The organism is Limibacillus halophilus (genome assembly GCF_014191775.1).
Lineage (GTDB): Bacteria > Pseudomonadota > Alphaproteobacteria > Kiloniellales > CECT-8803 > Limibacillus > Limibacillus halophilus.
This window is the reverse complement of the sequence record NZ_JACHXA010000007.1, coordinates 65,627-83,811: the sequence shown is the minus strand read 5'-3', so window position 1 is coordinate 83,811 and position 18,185 is coordinate 65,627. Positions and strand designations below refer to the sequence as shown.

The following is an 18,185-nucleotide window of genomic DNA, read 5'->3' as shown; positions in this document are numbered from 1 at the left end:
CGCGCCAGCGCTTCAATCATCCACCCAACGGCGAAGCAGATTGCTGCGCGTCTTGAGCACTAGATCGATGGCCGCGTCGCGCCCCGCTTCACTGCGAAGCAAGACCGCTGCTTGATCCAGGTCAAAGAGAAGTTCTCGCTGAGCATCGTCGCGGATAAGACTGCGGACCCAACCAACGGCCGCCAATCGTGATCCACGGGTTACCGGTTCGACCCTATGCAACGTCGTCGAGGGATAGAGAAGCAAGTGACCAGCCGGCAGCTTGAAGGCTCGTTCACCCTCCGTCCGATCAATAACCAACGCACCGCCGTCGTAGCTTTCCGGATCAGCCAGAAACAGCGTAAAGGAAAGGTCGGTACGGCGCCCCGCCATGACCGCGTCATCCACATGTGCGCCATAATGCATGCCCACCTCATATCGACTGAGCAATATCCGGACGATCTCTTTCGGACGGGCAGCAGACAGGAAAAGCGTATTTTCCAGCAACGCCTTCTCCACCTTCTTTATTGCCCCCGATGCCAGGGCTGTTTTGCCTGCTTGCAGGTTGTTTTTGCGTTCACGCGCACGCCAACCGGCGGTTTTCGCGCCGTCTTCAAACATCTCCGACTTTGCCATAGCGGCTTGTAAGGCGCCCCGGACAGGAGCGGAAACGACTTCACCAAGTTGCAGAATCATAGGAGCATTATTTGCTATTGATAATCATTCGCATCTAAGTTAGTGCTTTCAACGCCGCGGTGCAAGCGGCAACAGAAACACTCTGCCAAAGGATTTAGTGATGGTTATTAGGAACAAAGTCTGGGTCGGCCTAGGTGCCGCACTTCTCGCCAGCACCTCGTTAGCGACCGCGGCTCTTGCCGGCGATACACCAGATAACACAGAGCGGTCACGAGACACTGTCTGGAGCAAAGTTCAGTTGGCATCCGGCGAAGCGGGAGAGGCTGGAGAAGGCGGCGAAGGTGGTGAGCTTAGCCATTCGGACTCCGCTTACCTGACACAGCTTGGTCTTATGCGCGGCCACTTGAGCGTTGGTGTCGAACTGTACGGTCTGGGGGAACTTGCCAATGCCGCAACGCACATGAAGCACCCCGAGGATGAGTTGTATGAGTCGATGGAAGATGCCTTGAAGGATCGCGGCGCTCCGGGGTTCGAGGAGGAACTGGAAACCCTGGCCACGTTGGTGGAAAACCAAGCCGATAATGCTAAGGTTCAAGCAGCCTATGCAGCCGTTCTTGAGGCTATCACGCGCGCTGAAGCTGCCGCGGGCCCTCAACCTGCTGATGAAATCGCCGAGGTGATCTACGACCTCATCCACACCGCCGCGGAGGAATACGACGAGGGCGTTGATGACGGCAAGATTGTCAATGGGCACGAGTATCAGGACGCTTTGGGCTTTACTCGCATCGCCGAAGCCTTGACCGATCTGCTCGCCCAATCCGATGCGGACACCTCTTTGGTCGCTGAGATCAAAGAGCAGATTGCGGCCATCAAGCCGGCGTGGCCGTCGGTGGTCCCACCGGTACAGGCGACTATGGACCCATCGGCTCTATATGGCGCGGCGGCACGCATTGAAATCGCCGCTTTAAGCCTTAAGGATTGAATGGAAAAAAGAGGGCGGCCCAGTAAATCCGTGGCCGCCCTTCCTCCCGGCAAGGAGGTAAACTCTTTCGGCCGCGCCAAATCCGAACACCCTAAAACTGTGTGGAAACAATCGCGCCCCCTCAGCCGAAGGGTAACTGACTCCCCTGCAGGATGCCAGTAATTCCACAGTGCGTTTCATCATCTCGTGTAAAATTAGGCGGACCAACCGAAGTTTGCCCTTGACGGCGGGCAAACTGCCGCAGAACTCTACGCCCGCCGGAACGAGCGCCACCACTTGAGGTGAGCGCGATTCCCTCGTCATTAGCCTGAGATGGGAGTATCCACAGGTGGAATTGGATAACGCAGAGCAGTTTCATCGCATTAAGCGCCTACCACCATACGTTTTTGCCGAAGTGAACGCTTTGAAGGCCGCGGGTCGCGCCGCCGGTCAGGACATCATCGATTTCGGCATGGGAAACCCTGATCAGCCGCCACCGGCGCACGTTACGGCAAAGCTGGTGGAAACCCTGTCGGATCCACGCATCCACCGTTATTCGCAATCCCGCGGGATTCCCGGCCTGCGAAAAGCCCTCGCCGCCTACTACGACCGGCGCTTCAATGTCGATCTGGATTTTGACCGAGAGGTAATCGTAACCTTGGGCTCAAAGGAAGGCTTGGCGAACCTTGCCCAAGCCATCACGAGCCCGGGCGATATCATTCTTGTCCCCTCGCCCAGCTATCCGATCCATGCATTCGGCTTCATAATCGCCGGCGCGTCCATCAGGCAGTTTCAGCTTGGTGATAGCGCAACGGTGGTCGAGCAATTGTCGCGCGCACTCCGCCATTCGGTCCCCAAGCCACTTGCTGTCGTTCTGAATTATCCCGCCAATCCAACGGGCCAAGTCGTCGACCTCGACTTCTACGAGGAGGTCGTCGCCTTCTGCCGCCAGCACGGAATCTACATTATTTCCGATCTCGCTTATTCAGAGGTCTATTTCGAGAGTGGCCCGCCGCCGTCCATTCTTCAGGTGCCGGGCGCAAAGGACGTGGCCGTAGAGTTCACCTCGCTGTCGAAAACCTACTCCATGCCGGGATGGAGGGTCGGGTTTTGCGCCGGAAATCCCAAGCTGATCGCAGCGCTTGCGCGTGTAAAATCCTATGTAGACTACGGCATCTTCACCGCTGTACAGGTCGCTGCTACCGCAGCGTTGAATGGCCCGCAGGACTGTGTTGACGAGATGCGGAAACGCTACAAACAACGGCGTGACTGTCTTGTCGAAGGAATGCGTACAGCCGGTTGGGAAACGCCGAGCCCGCCCGCAACGATGTTCGTATGGGCCCCCCTCCCCGAGGCCTTCACCCATTTAGGGTCCCTGGAGTTTTCCAAGCACCTACTGACAGAAGCCAAGGTCGCGGTTGCCCCCGGCGTCGGATTCGGAGAGTACGGAGAGGGTTTTGTTCGTTTGGGCTTGGTTGAAAACGAGCAGCGCATCCGCCAGGCGGTCCGCAACATGAAGACCGCTCTGGCGCGCTGAAGTCAGTTGTTGGAGGAGACAACCTCCCAACTGCCATCCGGCTGCAGGCAAGCGGTGCCGTAAGCCTGTTCGTTTCGACCGCCGATCGTCACGGTCTGCTGGAACTCTCTGCAGTAACGCCCGGAGTTACTATTTCCGTCGCGTAGCGGCGTAACTGAGCCATAAGCCCCGGCTTCACGCCAGTAAATGGTTTCGCCAATCGGTGCTGTTGCAGCGTTGATCTGAGCGCGTTCATGAGCGCGCTGCTGCGATTCGTTGAGGTTATCCAAAAGCTTTAGCGTGATGGCTGTGAACGCCAACCATTTATAGGCATCGTTGTCGTTGCGGTAATAGCCGTAGCCCGAATACCAGTGCCCGTGAGGTCGATAGATCACAACATCTCTGTAATAACGGCGCCTGTCGTGATTGTGGGCATGCTTCTTGCTGTATTTTTTGTGGTCGTCTTTCCAGTGCCCTTGCCCCTGGTTCCAATGACCGTGCGTGCCGTGCTTGTTGTGATCATGCTTCTCGTACTTCTTGTACTTTTTGCGTTTGTCATAGTCGCGCTGGTAGTGCTGGTCATCGCGACTGACGACAGCGCGGTCGGTACGGTTTCTGTAACGGTCCCGGTCATTGTAATTGCGATCACTGGCGCGGGGTCGCTCATCGCCGTTACCAACGCGCCTCTCACCGGAGCGGGACTTGGGATAGTCTTTTTCCTCATACCTGTCACGTGACTGCACACGCCTGTTGCCATCATTATCTCGGCTGCCGTTCCAGCCGGAAGTGTCCTGGCGGCTGTGGCCTGCCAGCGCCGGAGAATAGGGCATAGCGGCGAAGGAGAACCCGAGGGCGCAAGCGCCCACGAAAAGCATCAACCGCTTTGGTTTGAGAAACTGCTTTGCTTTACCAATCATGGTATTTAGCTCCAATCTATCCCTGTTGGGTGTTTTGCCCTCACTGGGTAGTACGGAGCAACCGCGCCAAGCATCCCCGCCGCGTTGCATGGCTTGTAGAGTCTGGGAAATCGAAGAGCGTTTCAGTGGCCGATCACCGGTTCCTGTCAGCTAAAATCATGTTGCTGGCGCGTTCTGCAACCATGATCACCGGCCCATTGATGTTTCCGGAAGTAACTGTCGGGAAGACCGAAGCGTCGACAACCCGCATTCCCCGCAAACCATGAACCCTGAAACTGGGATCCACAACCGACCGGCTCGGGTCCGAACCCATCCGGCAGGTGCCGCAGGGGTGGAAAACGCTCCATGCCCGCTTGTGGATATCCTCACGCAGTTGATCGTCACCAGAGACGATCGGCCCAGGCTGCATCTCTTCGGCGATCACTTCGCTCAGACCCGGCATTGCGGCCAGCCGTCTGATCAAGCGAACGCCGCTCAACATCTCTTCCACATCTTCCTCCACGCTTAGGTAACCGGGCCGGATTTCCGGCGCGTCGGTCGGATCAGGAGAGCGTATGGAGAGCCAACCCCGGCTGAGGGGGCGGCAGGGAGAGACGCCCAGCCGAAAGGCTGGATAAGGATCGACGCGGGTCACCGGTCGCGTACCGGTTGGCGCGGTATCGAATGTCAGGGGCGAGAAGTATAGCTGCATGTTCGGGCGTGATCGCCCCGCATCCGAGCGCACGAATCCGCCCGCTTGATTGACGCTCAACGCCAAAGGTCCGCCGCGCGTCAGCAGATAGCGCGCGCCCAGCAACAACTGACTCCACCAGGGTCTGAGTTGAGAGTTCAACGTTGGCCGGTTGGCGCGGTAATGATAGTCGATACCCAGATGGTCCTGGAGATTTTTCCCGACCTGTGGCGCATCCAAGATCGGCGGAATCCCGAGATCGCGGAGCTTCTCGGCCTCGCCGATACCCGATAACTGCAACACCTGCGGCGAGTTTACAGCGCCGGCGCTGATGATGACTTCCACATTGGCTCGCGCCTCCCGCACACGACCGCCGTGACGATAGCGCACACCGCTCGCACGCTGTTCTTCAATCAATACTTTTTCGACCAGGGCGTTGGTAACGACGGTCAAGTTCTTACGCCCCATCGCAGGACGCAGATAGGCCTGAGAAGCTGAAGCCCTGCGACCATCGCGCACCGTTATCTGATAAGGACCGACGCCTTCCATAGAAGCGCCGTTGTAGTCCGGGTTCCGTTTCAAGCCCGCTTCCTGGGCAGCCTGCAGGTAATGATCGCAAAGAGGATGGATTTCGCGGGACGTATCGGAAACGCTCAACGGGCCGTTCGATCCTCGTAGTTCGGACGGCTCTCCGCGCCAAGACTCCATCTTACGGAAATAGGGCTCGACCTCCGACCAACCCCAGCCAGCGCAATCCATGGCGGCCCAATCGTCGTAGTCAGCAGGATTGCCGCGAACATAGACCATAGCGTTGATAGAGCTGGAACCGCCTAAAACCTTGCCACGGGGCCAGTAACTGCTTCGCCCGGCAAGTCCGGGCTCAATCTCCGTTTCGTACGACCAGTTCACACGACGGTCATAGAAGGTTTTACCGTAGCCGATCGGTACCGTAATCCAGAACCGCGCATCCGACCCTCCTGCCTCAAGAAGCAGCACCCGGTTTCGGTGATCCGCGGTCAAGCGATTAGCTAGTACACAGCCCGCCGATCCGGCACCGACGATGATGTAATCAAACGCCTCCGTCATTCCATGAGCCCCGATCCGCCTACGGTTCAATCGCCAACGCCCTGAACGCTTCGGCGCGTCAGGATCGCTCAGAACATATCAGCGATTATTGAGCCACAGGAGCCCTATTTCCTTGGGGGCGGTACCACGGTTGATCGCATCTGCGAGAGAGACCCGAGAAAAATTGAGAAGAGCTCCGATTGGGACGCAATGCCAAGTTTCGAATAGGTGTTCTTGCGGTGGACTTTCACGGTTCCAGCCGCGATTCCCAATATCTTGGAAATCGAATCCGACGAATGTCCGCGCAAAATCAAACCCGCAACCTCGCGCTCCCGGGGAGACAAAAGCGAACGGCCGAAGTTTCTGAAGGTCGCATCAATATGGCGCTCCAGTATCTCCTGCTCCGGGTCTGGGCGTTCGGCAGAGAAGCGCGCGCTTAGGTTCTCCCAATGATATTCGGCGGCGGCGCGTACCACAGGTTCCACCAACCGCAGGCGTGCCATCTCCTTTTCACTGAAGGTCTGGCGTTTGCCTGCCCGCATTAGAGAAATCACCGCCCGTACTTCCTCCGGCAGGGCTATAAAGAACCCAATCTCCTCGGAAAGCCCTGTTCTCACGTAGTAGGAACGGAAGTACTCGCTCTGGTAAAAGCGATCCGGCGCCAGCTCTCGAATCCGGTAGAGCCCGGGGGCGCAACTGTCTCGCGATGCTTGGAAGAAGGGGTCCAGCAGGTAAGGCCCCTCCTGATAAATAGAGACAAAAATCTCCCGTCTTGTCTCGCCGAAGTTATCAAACAGATCGAGTGGCCGTTCGTCTCCGCGGTAGGCGAACATGACTGAAAAATCGAAACTTACGAGCGTCCCGAGCGCCGCCACGAGCGTTTGCGGAAAGTCGGGGGTTCGCAAAGCTCTTACAGCTTTCGCAAGCTCCTGGTGCCAGTCTCGATCACCGCTCAACGGGATACCCCTCGCAAGACTTATGTGCCAAACCCAAAACTCATGATGAGCTGGCGCTACCTGCCTCTACCAACCCGGATATACTCCTTGGGAGGTATATCCCTCGTAAGTGAAATTTGCGAGCCTATGACCCGAACAGAGGTATAACCCTCTAATCAAGAAAACAAGGCCATTAAGTCGAGTAAGGGTATAGGTTGGTGACAGAATCCAAGGATCATCACGATATTGAGTTCCAAAAGGTCACCAAACGGTTCGGCGACGTCGTTGCGGTCGACAGTGTTGACCTTTCCATACCCCGCGGGGGCTTTTTCAGCTTTCTGGGGCCCTCGGGCTGTGGCAAGACAACCTCGTTGCGCATGATCGCCGGGTTTGATCAGCCGACCGAGGGCGATGTTCTGATCGAAGGCCGTTCCGTGGTCGGCATCCCTGCCTATCGCCGGCCGGTCAACATGGTGTTCCAGCACTATGCCCTGTTCCCGCATCTGAACGTTTTCGACAATATCGCTTACGGATTGCGCCAGGTTAAGCCGCGTCCGGCTAAAGCCGAGGTCACCAAGAGTGTCGGCGAGGCGCTGGACCTGGTTCGCCTTGCCGGATTTGAGAAACGGCGTACATGGGAGCTGTCGGGCGGCCAACAGCAACGGGTTGCACTGGCGCGGGCGCTGATTAACCACCCTACAGTCCTACTGCTCGACGAACCTTTGGCCGCATTGGATCGCAAGCTGCGCCGGGAAATGCAGATAGAGCTACAAACCCTGCAACGGGAAGTCGGCATCACCTTCATCCTTGTCACGCATGATCAGGAGGAGGCACTGTCGATGAGCGACAGCATCTGCATCATGCTGGACGGACGCATCGTTCAGACCGGCGGACCTACAGAACTCTACGACGAGCCTGCCAACCGATATGTTGCTGATTTTGTTGGAAAATCCAACTTCATCGCCGGGAGAGCCGGCGAAACTGCAGATGGGCACACCAGCATTGAGGCGGCGACCGGGATAGTGCTTGTCGGTCGCAGGCCGCGAACCGCGCAGGCGTTGGCACCGGGGGCAGCCGGCGTCATCGCAATTCGCCCAGAACTGATATCGATTGATTCACCTAGCGAAATGCTCCCCCAGGAAGCCGATGTTCGCGTACCTGCAAGGGTTCGGAATCGCATCTTCCTGGGTGAACAGACCGAATATCTCGTCGAGGCCGAGGGCCTGGGCGAGATCCTCGTGCGTGCCCCCAAGCACGCCGAGGCCATGACCGGCGGTTTCAACACAGGCGATCAGGTGCAGATATCTTGGCGAAGCGCCACTGCCCTGGTCTTGGAGGACCGATAAAAAAGGGAAGCAGCGCATCACCGTCGGCACCCCTAAGTGATTTGCATGGGAGAAGATCATGTCCAAAGACTACAAAGATAATCTGCCTATCAGCCGTGAGGAATTCATCGCTCAGTTGCGGCGTTATCAAAAAGGTTCCATCACCCGGCGGCATTTCCTCGGCGTCACCGGTTTAGGGATGGCCAGCGCCGTGATGGCAGGTGCCGTTCCGGGCTTGCGACCCCGCAAAGCTTGGTCCGCCGGCGATATCGGTGATCGGGTCGTGCTCGCGACCTGGCCGAACTACCACGATCCGGCAAACTTTGAGAAGTTCACCGAAATGACTGGGGCTTATGTGCAAGTCAATGTCTTCGGTTCAAACGAAGAGATGTTGGCTAAGCTGCAAGCCGGCGGCAGCGGTTGGGACGTCTTCGTGCCGACAAACTACACAATCACCACCTATGTCGGGGAAGATCTGATTGAGCCACTCGATCTCAGCAAGCTTTCAAACTACGACGCGGCAGCCTTCGACCCGCGGTTCTCTGACGCCGGCACCGTGAACGGCACGCTCTACGCAGTCCCCAAGAATTGGGGAACGACGGGCTACGTTATCAATACCGCCCATAGCGGCGGCATGACACCGACGACCTGGAAGGAATTCTGGGATATGACCAAGGCCGAGTTCTCCGGCCGCACCATGGTGCACGACTACCAACTTACGACCATCGGCAACGCACTCAAGTACTTCGGCTACTCCTTCAACTCTGTTGATCCAAAAGAGTTGGCTGATGCCGAAAAACTGCTGCTCGACGTCAAGCCACACCTCTATGCCATCAACAGTGACTATCAGCCGCCTCTGCGCAATGGCGATGCCTGGATGTCAATGTGCTGGACCGGCGACGGTAAGCAGCTAAACAACGACATGCCGGAGATGCGCTATGTTCTCGGCCGCGAAGGTGGGGAGATCTGGAGCGATTACTATGCGGTACCGCGCGGAGCGGAGCACCGTGCCGCCGGTTACGCCTTGATCGACTTCCTGCTTGACCCTGCGGTCAACGCGAAGGAGGTGCTGGCCCACGGCTACCCGGTCGCCGACAGCCGCACCAATGCGTTGTTGCCCAAGGAACTGCTGGAAGACCCAATCCTCTATCCGGCGCAAGAACTGCTGGATGCTCTTGAGTTCGGCGCAGCGGCAACGCTGACCGATCCAAACCGGGCCGAGTTGTTGGCCCGCTTCAAGTCGGCCTGACGAAAGCGGCTTACGCAAAGGACGAGTAGACCCGGCAATGAAAGGTACCTGGATCAACAGAGCCCTACTCGCGCCAGCAACGCTCTGGTTGCTGGGAATGCTCGTCCTGCCGCTGATAGTCGTCATCGTGTTCAGCTTCGGTGAACGGGGGGCCGCAGGCGGTTATGTCCCGGCCTTCACGCTGGCGCAATATGCCAATCTTCCGGCGCGCCTCACTGCCTTCAAGAACACCTTGATCATGGCACCCTTGGGCACCCTAGCCGCACTCGTCGTGGCCTATCCACTGGCTTACTATCTTGCGGTTCGTGTCAGCCCTCGTTGGCGAACCCTGCTGCTCATTCTCGTGATCGTTCCCTTCTGGACCAGCATCTTGATCCGAACCTACGCCTGGATATTCATCCTTGGCGGGCGTGGCCTCCCCCTGTTGCTGGATATGGTCGGGATCGCCGACGTTCGCTTGATGAACACCTCATTCGCGGTGCTTGTTGGGATTGTTTACGGCTACCTGCCACTCATGGTTTTCCCGATCTATGTCAGTTTGGAAAAGCTGGATAAGCGCCTGCTAGAGGCCTCCAGCGACCTTGGCGCCCTTCCTTTTGCAACCTTCCGTCAGGTGACTTTGCCGCTGTCGCTTCCAGGTGTGGCGACCGGCTGCATGCTGGTTTTCATCCTGTTGATGGGCGAGTTCCTCATCCCGGCTCTGCTTGGCGGTGGAAAGGTATTCTTCGTCGGCAACGCCCTGGTCGACCTTTTCCTGCAATCTCGGAACTGGGCCTATGGATCGGCGGTCGCGGCGACACTCGTGGTCATCATGCTGATAACCGTCAGCCTCTATATGCGCCTTGCCATGCGCCGCGCCGGTCAGCGCGACGATGTCTCGCTGTTCTAGGGAGGGCCGGATGCGTCTCTATGCTTTGGCGGTCTATCTCTTCCTCTACATACCGATCGGCGTGATTGTGCTGTTCAGTTTCAATGCGGGACGCCATGCCAGCGATCTACGCGGGTTTTCCACTCAGTGGTACGGCAAGGCGCTCGCCAACCCGATCGTCATGGATTCGCTGACCACCAGCTTTACCGTCGCCCTGGCGAGTGCGGTTATGGCGAGCCTGTTCGGAACCATGGCCGCGCTCGCCCTGCAACAGGTTAAGGGTCGCATGCGGGTTTTCTATGATGCCATGATTTACGTATCGATCATGATACCGGGCATCGTTATCGGCATTGCGACACTAATCGCCCTGGTGACGGTCTTCGAGGTAGTGAACCCCTTCCTGGCCTCGATATGGCCCACCGGGCCGGAAGCGGCGCCGAAGTTAAACATGGGGCTGGGGTCGCTGATCGCCGCTCATACGCTTTTCACCATGTCGTTGGTGATTGTCATCGTAAGGGCGAGGATCGCAGGAATGGACCGCGCGTTGATCGAGGCGTCCACCGATCTCTATGCGACGCCCTGGCGAACGTTCTGGCAGGTAACACTGCCGCAGATTTTTCCGGCGATCCTTGCCGGATTTCTGCTCAGCTTTACCTTCAGTTTTGACGATTTCATCATTGCTTTCTTTGTCGCCGGCTCGCAAACCACTTTGCCTATCTATGTGTTCTCTTCGATACGCCGTGGCGTCACGCCGGAGATCAATGCCATCGGCACAATGGTTCTTGCTGTCTCTCTGACCCTGTTGATCACGGCCCAATTCATGTTGCGCAAACGGGAGAAGCCGACCCGGCGCTGATACGCCTATCCGCCTGTTCGTTCGGCAAAGGAGCCATCTGGATGATTCTGAAGGATCGAATCGCAATCGTTACCGGCGCCGGCTCAGGCATAGGACGGGCGGGTGCACGTGCCTTGGCGTTGGAGGGGGCAAACGTGATTGTTGCAGACCTATCGGCCGAGAAAGGTGGTGAAACTGTAGCGTTCATTGCAGCGGAGGGTGGCCGCGCGAGCGCGCTGGCAACGGACGTAACCGACGATGCGCAACTTGCGGAGCTGATCGCCCGGACAGTTCGGGATTTCGGGCGTCTTGATATCCTGCACAGTCACGCGGGCATCCAAGTGGAAGGGACGTTGGAACAGGTCGATCCGTCCGGTTTAACCGCGTCATGGGAATTGAATGTTCGGGCACATTTCATGGCGGCACGGCTGGCGATGCCCCAGATGCGCGAACAAGGCGGTGGCTCGATCATCGTGACCTCTTCCAACTCCGGCGTGTTCTACGACCGGGAAATGCTTGCCTATGCTACGACCAAGCACGCGGTGATAGCCATGGTACGCCAGATCGCGATCGATTACGGACGCTACAACGTTCGCATCAATGCCTTGTGTCCAGGCTGGGTGGACACCCCCTTCAACGAGCCCTTCATTCGCCAGATGGGCGGCCGTCAAGCCATTGAAAACTATGTGAAGGAAAAGATTCCCCTCGGGCGATGGGCGCGCCCGGAAGAAATTGCCGAAGCGATTGTTTTCCTAGCCTCCGACCGGTCTTCCTTCATGACCGGGCATGCCCTTGTTGTCGACGGCGGCGAAGCCATCGCATAAGAAAACCCCGCGCGGTGCTATCAAACACCGGCGGGGTTATCCTTAAACCTGTAGCCTCAAATCGGGCTTGGCTATGCCTTAGGCAGCGCGCTTGGTACCGCGGAAGCGGCCGGCGTTTGCCTGTCCGCCCTTGCGGCTTTCGGAACGATGTCCGCCTTCTTGCCCGGACGGACCGTTGCGACCTGCACCACTACGACCCGGGGCACCGCGTCCCGGGCCACCCTGGCTCGAACCGTTACGGCCTCTGCCGCCGCCGTGACCGCCTGGGCCACGCCGTCCACGACCCGGCTTGACGTGCTTCATGCTGGCCATCTCCTGCGCCGAGGGAACGTCCCCCTCCGCTGGAAGGGACAGGCCAATCAGCCGCTCGATATCACGCAGATAGGCGATTTCGTCACGACCACAGAAAGAAAGCGCGACACCTGAGCCGCCCGCACGCGCTGTACGGCCGATGCGATGTACATAGCTCTCTGGCTCGTTCGGCAGATCGAAGTTAATAACATGGCTGATCGCGGTCACATCGATACCACGCGCGGCGACATCTGTTGCAACAAGGACACGCGCATTACCGGAACGGAAGCGCTTGAGCGCCTGCTGTCGGGCAGCTTGGCTCTTGTTGCCATGCAGCGCTTCAGCCTGCGTTCCGGCCTTGGAAAGGTGCTCCTGCACGCGATTGGCCATGTGCTTGGTGCGCGTGAAAACAATGACCCTGGACATACCCGGATCGCGCAGCAAGGTCGTCAAAAGCTCGCGCTTTTCAGGTGTCGGGACGTGGATCACACGCTGTTCGATGGCGGCTGGCGCCACACTTTCACGCGGCATTTCCACGCGCGCTGGCTGGTTCAGGATTTCCGCAGCTAAGCGATCAATCGTCTTTGGCATCGTGGCCGAGAACAACAGGGAGCGGCGCTCCTTCGGCATCCCGGAAACGATCCGCCGGATATCATTGATGAAGCCCATATCCAACATGCGGTCGGCTTCATCCAGCACCAAATGGCTGAGGTTACTCATGTCGATGTGGCCCTCGTCATAGAGGTCCAAGAAACGACCCGGGGTCGCGATGACGATATCGACGCCGCGGCGAAGCTGCTCGATCTGCGGACGGCGGCCCACGCCACCGTACACGGCGACTTGATACAAACGCATCTGGCGGCCAAAGATCCGCAAAGCGGCTTCGATTTGCACCGCCAACTCGCGGGTTGGTGCCAGGATCAAGGCGCGAATGCGACCGTTCTTTGTGCTAACGCGGTTTTCTGCGAGCTGCTGCAAAAGCGGCAACGCGAAGGCGCCCGTCTTGCCGGTGCCTGTCTGGGCAATACCCAAAACGTCCTTGCCGGACAGGATCAACGGAATGGTTTTCGCCTGAATGGGCGTAGGAACGTGGAAACGCGCGGCCTCAAGGGTCGAGAGTAGTTGGCCGGTCAGGCCAAGATCGGAAAAGGTCGTGTTAGTCAAAATTAATCCTCATGCACCAACCCATGCGGACACTCCTGCGGAGTTGCCCGGTTGTTCGGCGGCGCTTTGGTCCGCCAGCCATGCGCGATCATGGTGCAGAAAGATTTGGAAGAAGATCCGCTCGGGAAGACCGGGGCTCATATCGCATCGGTCGGTCGCGCAATCGCGAGGGTCTTTATGTTGCGCTGCACAAGAACACAGACGCGTCGGCGCGTCAAGCTAAAGAACGCAGTCACATCATTCGGTTCGAGGGCGAGATGATTTCGACATCGCAGACCCCTGCGTCATTTCGACGCTTCTCGATCACCTGAACCTCGGCGTTTCCGGTCGCAAGACTTGCGAGGAAGCCATGACCGCCCCGATACAGGAGGAACTGGCGAGCAACACCAGCCTAGCCGCTGAAAAAGCCGTGTTCGGCTCACCAACTTACTTCTACAAGAACGAGCCCTACTTCGGCCAGGATCGCTCGGGCTTCCTGCGAGAAGCGATCACCGGACAGCCAATCTGACCGCTTGCGGGCCTCTTTCCTCCACCGTCATACTCATTGTTACAAAGGCTCAACGGGAGGAAGACTGACAATGCAAGCACGGTATTTTGTTATCCCATTTGCTTTGGCGATTTTGGTCGGAATGACACCCTATAAGGCAAAGGCCGAGTCCGCCTGGCAGAAGCCAGAGGTAAAGCAGTGCGACATGGGCCCTGGCGACGAATGTAACCTCGAGGTCACTTGTCCCGCAGACAAACCCTATGTGTCGTCTGGCGGCGGCGGTATGCCGTCGGCTGAGCCGAAGGTCAACAGTGTCGGGATCACCATGAACCTTCCGGTCAGCGAGAACACCTGGCGTGTGCGTTGGAAGAACCTATCGCCGGACCAATCCGCGCAGGCAAAGGTCGCGGTACGGGTTAAATGCAGTGACGACGCTGCGGAGGCCGGTTGGAAGTGAGGTCTAGCACGCAACTTCGAGAGCCAGGCTTTCGATTTCCTGTAGCAAGCTACGTACCGTAATGATCTGCCCGAGAGCTTCCTGGCGCTCCCGCGCCATGCGCTCGGGCAGCGTCGCCACATCGAAAGGTGTCAGGCTCGCGGTACGAAAGGGAATGAAGGGGTCATCCGTCTCGTCAGGAAACCGCATCGCCGGTGCGTGGTAATCAACCTCTTCTTCCAGCGCCAAAGCCGTCACCTGAGGTTTGTCGCGGCCCAACAAGAGCAATTCCACCAACAGATCGGCGAAGGGCAGATCACCCGTGCCGCTGATACAGCCGGTTTGCGCCCATCCGCCCCGGTCCGGGACGACGTGACAATCTTTGACATGCACCTCCGTCACGTGCGGTGCCTGTATCCGAAGTGCCTCCAGCGGACGCTCATAGGCATTGATCATGTTGCCGAAATCGAACAGCAACGAAAGGTGCGGATTGCCGACGGCTTCGACGATTCCGACCAAGTCTGTGGAGTTTAGGTCTTCGTGCTGTTCGAGAGTAAAAAGCAACTTTCCTTCCGGATCCAATCGGGACAAGGCTTTGAGGTCGTCGATGGTGCGTGCGATTATCTCCGAAACATGGGCCTCATAGCGTGGATAGGAACGAACGGACACGCCGCCAACGGCACGCGCCACCTCAATGGCGGCCTCAAGGTCTCCCAGCGCCGTCGAACTGGTTTCGATATGCACCTTCAAGCCCAGCGCGCGCGCATGATCTGCGAATGCCGCGCGCGTCTTGTCGGAAGCCGTCAGCAGGCTGTTTGCCTCCTCACCATCCTCAACATGGATTTTCACGCCGATCAGCTTCTGCTCCGCCGCAAAATCCAGCAGATCAATCGGTTTGAAATCGCCGAACCGAAAGTTCAAGTGCAATGAATAGGCGTGCATAAACAAGGGCGCGTGGCGTGCTCGTCTTGCCAACTCCGCTGCTTGCGTCTTGGACAGGCCTGCGATTCGCTGTGCCCACAATCCATGATCCGATCCCACAAAACCATCAGGCGCGTTCACTTGGCGGCCTCCCGGCGACGTTCGCGTTCGCGCACCAGCACATAGAGCGTGGCGAAGATCACGGTCAAAACAATGAAAAGAATACCGATCACATTGATGGTCGGGCTAAGACCAAAGCGCATACGTGATCCAATTTCGGTCACCAAGGTGTGCTCACCGCCGATCGCAAAGATGGTCGTATTGTAGTTTTCAAAAGACTGCAGGAATGCAATGACCGAGGCAGTAACGATCGTTGGCTTCAAGAAGGGAACGGTGATCCGCCAGAATGCTTGCGAGTGTGTGGCGCCAAGGTCCAATGCCGCCTCCTCCAGGCTCAAGTCCTGGCGCTGCAACCGCGCCATGAACATCAACATGGCATACGACGCAATGAAGGTGGATTGCGCGAGGATAGCGGTGAAGAGGCCGCCGGCAACCCCCAGGTTGCGCCAAAAGATCAAGGTGGAGATTCCCAGAATGATCCCCGGGGTCAGCAAGGGTGAAACCATGATTGCATAAATGAGCCCCGTGAACCGCGACTGCAGGCGCGTAATCAAAAACGCCCCGGCCAATCCTTGGGGCAACGCTACGATGATCACCACAACGGCAATGATCACCGAGTTGGCCAACCCGGTCCACATGCGCTCGTCTTGTGCCAGCAGGCCGAACCATTTGAAGGTAAAACCCCGCCAGACCGTGACGGACGGCTGAGCGAAGTCGTTGAATCCGGCGGCCACCATGATGAAGAGCGGGAAGAACATGTAGATGAAGAAAATCGTCATGTAGACCCGCAATACCATGCGGCTGGCGGCCCCTGGCGCGGCGGCAGCAACCCCGGTCATTTCGCAATATCCTGTAGTCGAACCTTGAGGAGTTTCATCATGACAAAGATGAAGACCACACAGGCGCACAGCAGTGTAAAGGCGTAGGCCGATCCGGCGTTCCAGTTCGTCGACTCAAAGAACTTATTGTAGATTAATTGTGTGAACCAGGGCTCGGCGATGCCGCGCGTCATGATGTAGGGCACGGCATAAGACCCGGCCGACAGCATGAAGGTCATGATACACCCGACTGCGATCCCAGGTCTGGCGTGGGGCAGAACAACGCGCCAGTGAATCTTCCAGGTCGGCGCGCCGAGATCACGTGCGGCTTCTATCTGGTTCATGTCCAGAGTTTCGATGGTGTTGTAGATCGGGAAGACCATGAAGAGGATGTAGGCATAAACCATAGCGATGAAGACGCCCGTGCCGCTTTCCAAAAAGGGAATCGGCTCAAATCCGAGCAGCCCCAGCAACACGTTCGCCACCCCGTTATAGTTCAAGATCATCTGCCAGGCGAAAATTCGCAACAACTCGTTGATTGCATAGGGAATAACGAGACCAAGCATGATGATGGCCGCGCGCCCGGGCGTGGCGAGTTTGGCAACCGCAAAAGCAATGGGATAGCAAACCACGAAAGCGATGGCCGTTACGGAGAGCGATGCCAGAATTGTCTTGATGAAAATCGACAGATGGGCCGACCCCATGAGGCCGTAATTTTCCCAGGTGTAGACTTTTCTCGGCTCGATCTCGCGGCTCTCCAGTTCGCTCACTTCAGCCTGTATCTCGGCGATCTCAGCGTCTATCGCTGCAAGTTTGGCGTCGCGTTCGGGTGTCGCCGGCTTTTCTTCTAGATCCATCCGGTCCAACGAAAGAATGTCGACCTGGTTGTATAGACCGTCGATCCGGTTCGAGAGCTCCGCCCCACCCTCGCCGCGCTCGATCTTCCACAAGGACTGCTCGATCATAATGACCTGCGGGCCGGCGATCATCCCAAACACCCACAGGCTGACGAGGAACAGAATAACGGCCGTCATGGGGCCGCCAAAGGAGCGCAGCAGATTACTCATCGGCTAATATCCCCTCCGCCATCACGATGGCTGCATCGGCCGGAAAGGTAACGGTCAAATCCTCGGGATGAGAGGCGCTGGCTTCAGCCAAATTGGTTTGGTGAATTGCGAATTCACCGCCATTGCAGCGCACGAAAAGGTTAGCAAAAGGGCCTTCAAGATCACGTCTCAAAAACTTTGCCGCCATGGTGTTTTCCGTTGCTTCGCCGTTGGCGACAATCTGCATGCGTTCAGGCCGAACGAAAAGCATGGCCTTGTCCCCCAGGTTCAAGCCATGGGCGTTACGCGCTCTGAAACGACCTTGGGGCGCCGCAAGCAATGCGTAATCACCGTTGATCTCCGCGATCTCGCCGTGCAGCAGGTTGTTCTCGCCGACGAAGGACGCGACAAAGGAGTTTGCTGGCGCGCTGTAAATATGATCCGCAGTGCCGACCTGTTCGATGCGCCCTTGGTTCATGACCGCGACCCGGTCGGACATGGTCAAGGCTTCGCCCTGATCGTGGGTAATGTAAACGAACGTGATACCGGTTGCCTTCTGGATCTGTTTCAATTCGGCGCGCATGTGCTGGCGCAACTTTAGGTCCAAGGCCGACAGCGGCTCGTCTAGCAACAGCACCGCAGGTTCAACCGCCAAAGCCCGGGCGATGGCAACGCGCTGGCGCTGACCGCCGGATAACTCCGCAGGTGTCTTGTCCGCATGATCGGTCAATTCGACGGTCGCCAAGAGCTCCAAGGCTCGTTCCCGGCGTTTGGGTTTGCTCCATCCCCGCATTTCCAGGCCGAAAGCAACGTTCTCCCAAACCGTCATCAGAGGAAACAACGCCAGATTCTGAAAGATCAGAGCGGTCGGACGTTTACTGGGTCCGATCCCGGTCATCGGCTCGCCGCCGATCAGGACTTCCCCCTCGGTCGGCTGCAAGAACCCTGACAGCATCCTGAGAATGGTTGTTTTACCGCAGCCCGACGGGCCGAGAATGGAGAAGAACTCTCCGGCTTCTATCTTGAGATCGGTCGGGTGCACCGCAGTGAAACTGCCGAACATCACCGAAGCGCCATCCAGAACGATATCCTTACCACGCATCTGTCGGCCCTTTATCCATG

The 18,185-nt window shown here is 57.7% G+C and carries 18 protein-coding genes; 9 read left to right on the top strand and 9 right to left on the bottom strand.

The genetic code is table 11. The features are described from left to right. Nucleotides 1-12: 12 nt before the first annotated feature. Nucleotides 13-675, bottom strand: a complete 663-nt coding sequence (locus FHR98_RS12440; RefSeq protein WP_183417027.1) for a Fe2+-dependent dioxygenase — start codon at nt 673-675, stop codon at nt 13-15. A gap of 100 nt (nt 676-775) precedes the next feature. On the opposite strand from FHR98_RS12440, the gene FHR98_RS12435 reads away from it, so the two are divergent. Further along, complete coding sequence (locus FHR98_RS12435; protein WP_183417026.1) at nt 776-1,597, top strand: 4-helix bundle domain-containing protein; 822 nt, start codon at nt 776-778, stop codon at nt 1,595-1,597. Nucleotides 1,598-1,931: 334 nt separating this feature from the next. After that, nucleotides 1,932-3,113 (top strand): LL-diaminopimelate aminotransferase, encoded by a 1,182-nt coding sequence (locus tag FHR98_RS12430; protein WP_183417131.1) that lies wholly within the window; start codon nt 1,932-1,934, stop codon nt 3,111-3,113. A 2-nt stretch (nt 3,114-3,115) separates the two neighbouring features. Here the strand turns inward: FHR98_RS12430 and FHR98_RS12425 are convergent, their stop codons facing one another. From FHR98_RS12425 to FHR98_RS12415, 3 genes are all read right to left on the bottom strand, one after another. Continuing rightward, complete coding sequence (locus FHR98_RS12425; RefSeq protein WP_221205882.1) at nt 3,116-4,009, bottom strand: RT0821/Lpp0805 family surface protein; 894 nt, start codon at nt 4,007-4,009, stop codon at nt 3,116-3,118. 133 nt (nt 4,010-4,142) lie between these two features. Continuing rightward, nucleotides 4,143-5,765 carry a GMC family oxidoreductase gene (locus tag FHR98_RS12420; RefSeq protein WP_183417025.1) on the bottom strand — a complete coding sequence of 541 codons (1,623 nt, stop codon included), beginning with the start codon at nt 5,763-5,765 and terminating at the stop codon, nt 4,143-4,145. A 104-nt stretch (nt 5,766-5,869) separates the two neighbouring features. Further along, nucleotides 5,870-6,700, bottom strand: a complete 831-nt coding sequence (locus FHR98_RS12415) for a helix-turn-helix transcriptional regulator (protein WP_183417024.1) — start codon at nt 6,698-6,700, stop codon at nt 5,870-5,872. Nucleotides 6,701-6,897: 197 nt separating this feature from the next. Here FHR98_RS12415 and FHR98_RS12410 point away from each other — a divergent pair, with 197 nt between their 5' ends. Genes FHR98_RS12410 through FHR98_RS12390 form a run of 5 tightly spaced genes read left to right on the top strand, consistent with a single transcriptional unit; the run spans nt 6,898 to nt 11,780 of the window. After that, nucleotides 6,898-8,025 (top strand): ABC transporter ATP-binding protein, encoded by a 1,128-nt coding sequence (locus FHR98_RS12410; RefSeq protein WP_183417023.1) that lies wholly within the window; start codon nt 6,898-6,900, stop codon nt 8,023-8,025. A 58-nt stretch (nt 8,026-8,083) separates the two neighbouring features. Next, a complete protein-coding gene (locus FHR98_RS12405; protein WP_183417022.1) occupies nt 8,084-9,253 on the top strand; it encodes an ABC transporter substrate-binding protein in 1,170 nt (389 codons plus the stop codon). 37 nt (nt 9,254-9,290) lie between these two features. Continuing rightward, nucleotides 9,291-10,142, top strand: a complete 852-nt coding sequence (locus FHR98_RS12400; RefSeq protein ID WP_183417021.1) for an ABC transporter permease — start codon at nt 9,291-9,293, stop codon at nt 10,140-10,142. 10 nt (nt 10,143-10,152) lie between these two features. After that, entirely contained in the window at nt 10,153-10,977 is an 825-nt protein-coding gene (locus tag FHR98_RS12395) for an ABC transporter permease (RefSeq protein WP_183417020.1), read from the top strand. A 41-nt stretch (nt 10,978-11,018) separates the two neighbouring features. Then, nucleotides 11,019-11,780 (top strand): SDR family NAD(P)-dependent oxidoreductase, encoded by a 762-nt coding sequence (locus FHR98_RS12390; RefSeq protein WP_183417019.1) that lies wholly within the window; start codon nt 11,019-11,021, stop codon nt 11,778-11,780. A gap of 78 nt (nt 11,781-11,858) precedes the next feature. Here the strand turns inward: FHR98_RS12390 and FHR98_RS12385 are convergent, their stop codons facing one another. Beyond that, nucleotides 11,859-13,235 carry a DEAD/DEAH box helicase gene (locus FHR98_RS12385; RefSeq protein WP_183417018.1) on the bottom strand — a complete coding sequence of 459 codons (1,377 nt, stop codon included), beginning with the start codon at nt 13,233-13,235 and terminating at the stop codon, nt 11,859-11,861. Nucleotides 13,236-13,584: 349 nt separating this feature from the next. Here FHR98_RS12385 and FHR98_RS12380 point away from each other — a divergent pair, with 349 nt between their 5' ends. Continuing rightward, nucleotides 13,585-13,743: a thioredoxin domain-containing protein gene (locus tag FHR98_RS12380; protein ID WP_183417017.1), complete on the top strand. Its 159-nt coding sequence runs from the start codon at nt 13,585-13,587 to the stop codon at nt 13,741-13,743. Nucleotides 13,744-13,813: 70 nt separating this feature from the next. Continuing rightward, nucleotides 13,814-14,179 carry a hypothetical protein gene (locus tag FHR98_RS12375; protein WP_183417016.1) on the top strand — a complete coding sequence of 122 codons (366 nt, stop codon included), beginning with the start codon at nt 13,814-13,816 and terminating at the stop codon, nt 14,177-14,179. A 3-nt stretch (nt 14,180-14,182) separates the two neighbouring features. Here FHR98_RS12375 and FHR98_RS12370 read toward each other — a convergent pair whose 3' ends face one another. From FHR98_RS12370 to FHR98_RS12355, 4 genes are read right to left on the bottom strand one after another with little or no spacing between them, the layout of a single operon-like run. Next, nucleotides 14,183-15,220: a sugar phosphate isomerase/epimerase family protein gene (locus FHR98_RS12370; RefSeq protein WP_221205880.1), complete on the bottom strand. Its 1,038-nt coding sequence runs from the start codon at nt 15,218-15,220 to the stop codon at nt 14,183-14,185. Then, nucleotides 15,217-16,038 carry an ABC transporter permease gene (locus FHR98_RS12365; protein WP_183417015.1) on the bottom strand — a complete coding sequence of 274 codons (822 nt, stop codon included), beginning with the start codon at nt 16,036-16,038 and terminating at the stop codon, nt 15,217-15,219. The genes FHR98_RS12370 and FHR98_RS12365 overlap by 4 nt, the downstream gene beginning before the upstream one ends. Then, nucleotides 16,035-17,084, bottom strand: coding sequence for an ABC transporter permease (locus tag FHR98_RS12360; protein ID WP_183417014.1), 1,050 nt, complete (start codon nt 17,082-17,084; stop codon nt 16,035-16,037). Before FHR98_RS12360 ends, FHR98_RS12365 begins: the two co-directional genes overlap by 4 nt. Next, the gene (locus FHR98_RS12355; protein WP_183417013.1) at nt 17,077-18,165 is read right to left on the bottom strand and encodes an ABC transporter ATP-binding protein; all 1,089 of its coding nucleotides are present in this window, start codon (nt 18,163-18,165) and stop codon (nt 17,077-17,079) included. The genes FHR98_RS12360 and FHR98_RS12355 overlap by 8 nt, the downstream gene beginning before the upstream one ends. Nucleotides 18,166-18,185 lie beyond the last annotated feature (20 nt).

Bases quoted from the DNA above. Each gene is read 5' to 3' on its own strand.
- FHR98_RS12440 (WP_183417027.1), bottom strand. From the start codon at position 675: ATGATTCTGCAACTTGGTGAAGTCGTTTCCGCTCCTGTCCGGGGCGCC.
- FHR98_RS12435 (WP_183417026.1), top strand. From the start codon at position 776: ATGGTTATTAGGAACAAAGTCTGGGTCGGCCTAGGTGCCGCACTTCTC.
- FHR98_RS12425 (WP_221205882.1), bottom strand. From the start codon at position 4,009: ATGATTGGTAAAGCAAAGCAGTTTCTCAAACCAAAGCGGTTGATGCTT.
- FHR98_RS12420 (WP_183417025.1), bottom strand. From the start codon at position 5,765: ATGACGGAGGCGTTTGATTACATCATCGTCGGTGCCGGATCGGCGGGC.
- FHR98_RS12405 (WP_183417022.1), top strand. From the start codon at position 8,084: ATGTCCAAAGACTACAAAGATAATCTGCCTATCAGCCGTGAGGAATTC.
- FHR98_RS12400 (WP_183417021.1), top strand. From the start codon at position 9,291: ATGAAAGGTACCTGGATCAACAGAGCCCTACTCGCGCCAGCAACGCTC.
- FHR98_RS12395 (WP_183417020.1), top strand. From the start codon at position 10,153: ATGCGTCTCTATGCTTTGGCGGTCTATCTCTTCCTCTACATACCGATC.
- FHR98_RS12390 (WP_183417019.1), top strand. From the start codon at position 11,019: ATGATTCTGAAGGATCGAATCGCAATCGTTACCGGCGCCGGCTCAGGC.
- FHR98_RS12380 (WP_183417017.1), top strand. From the start codon at position 13,585: ATGACCGCCCCGATACAGGAGGAACTGGCGAGCAACACCAGCCTAGCC.
- FHR98_RS12375 (WP_183417016.1), top strand. From the start codon at position 13,814: ATGCAAGCACGGTATTTTGTTATCCCATTTGCTTTGGCGATTTTGGTC.
- FHR98_RS12365 (WP_183417015.1), bottom strand. From the start codon at position 16,038: ATGACCGGGGTTGCTGCCGCCGCGCCAGGGGCCGCCAGCCGCATGGTA.
- FHR98_RS12360 (WP_183417014.1), bottom strand. From the start codon at position 17,084: ATGAGTAATCTGCTGCGCTCCTTTGGCGGCCCCATGACGGCCGTTATT.
- FHR98_RS12355 (WP_183417013.1), bottom strand. From the start codon at position 18,165: ATGCGTGGTAAGGATATCGTTCTGGATGGCGCTTCGGTGATGTTCGGC.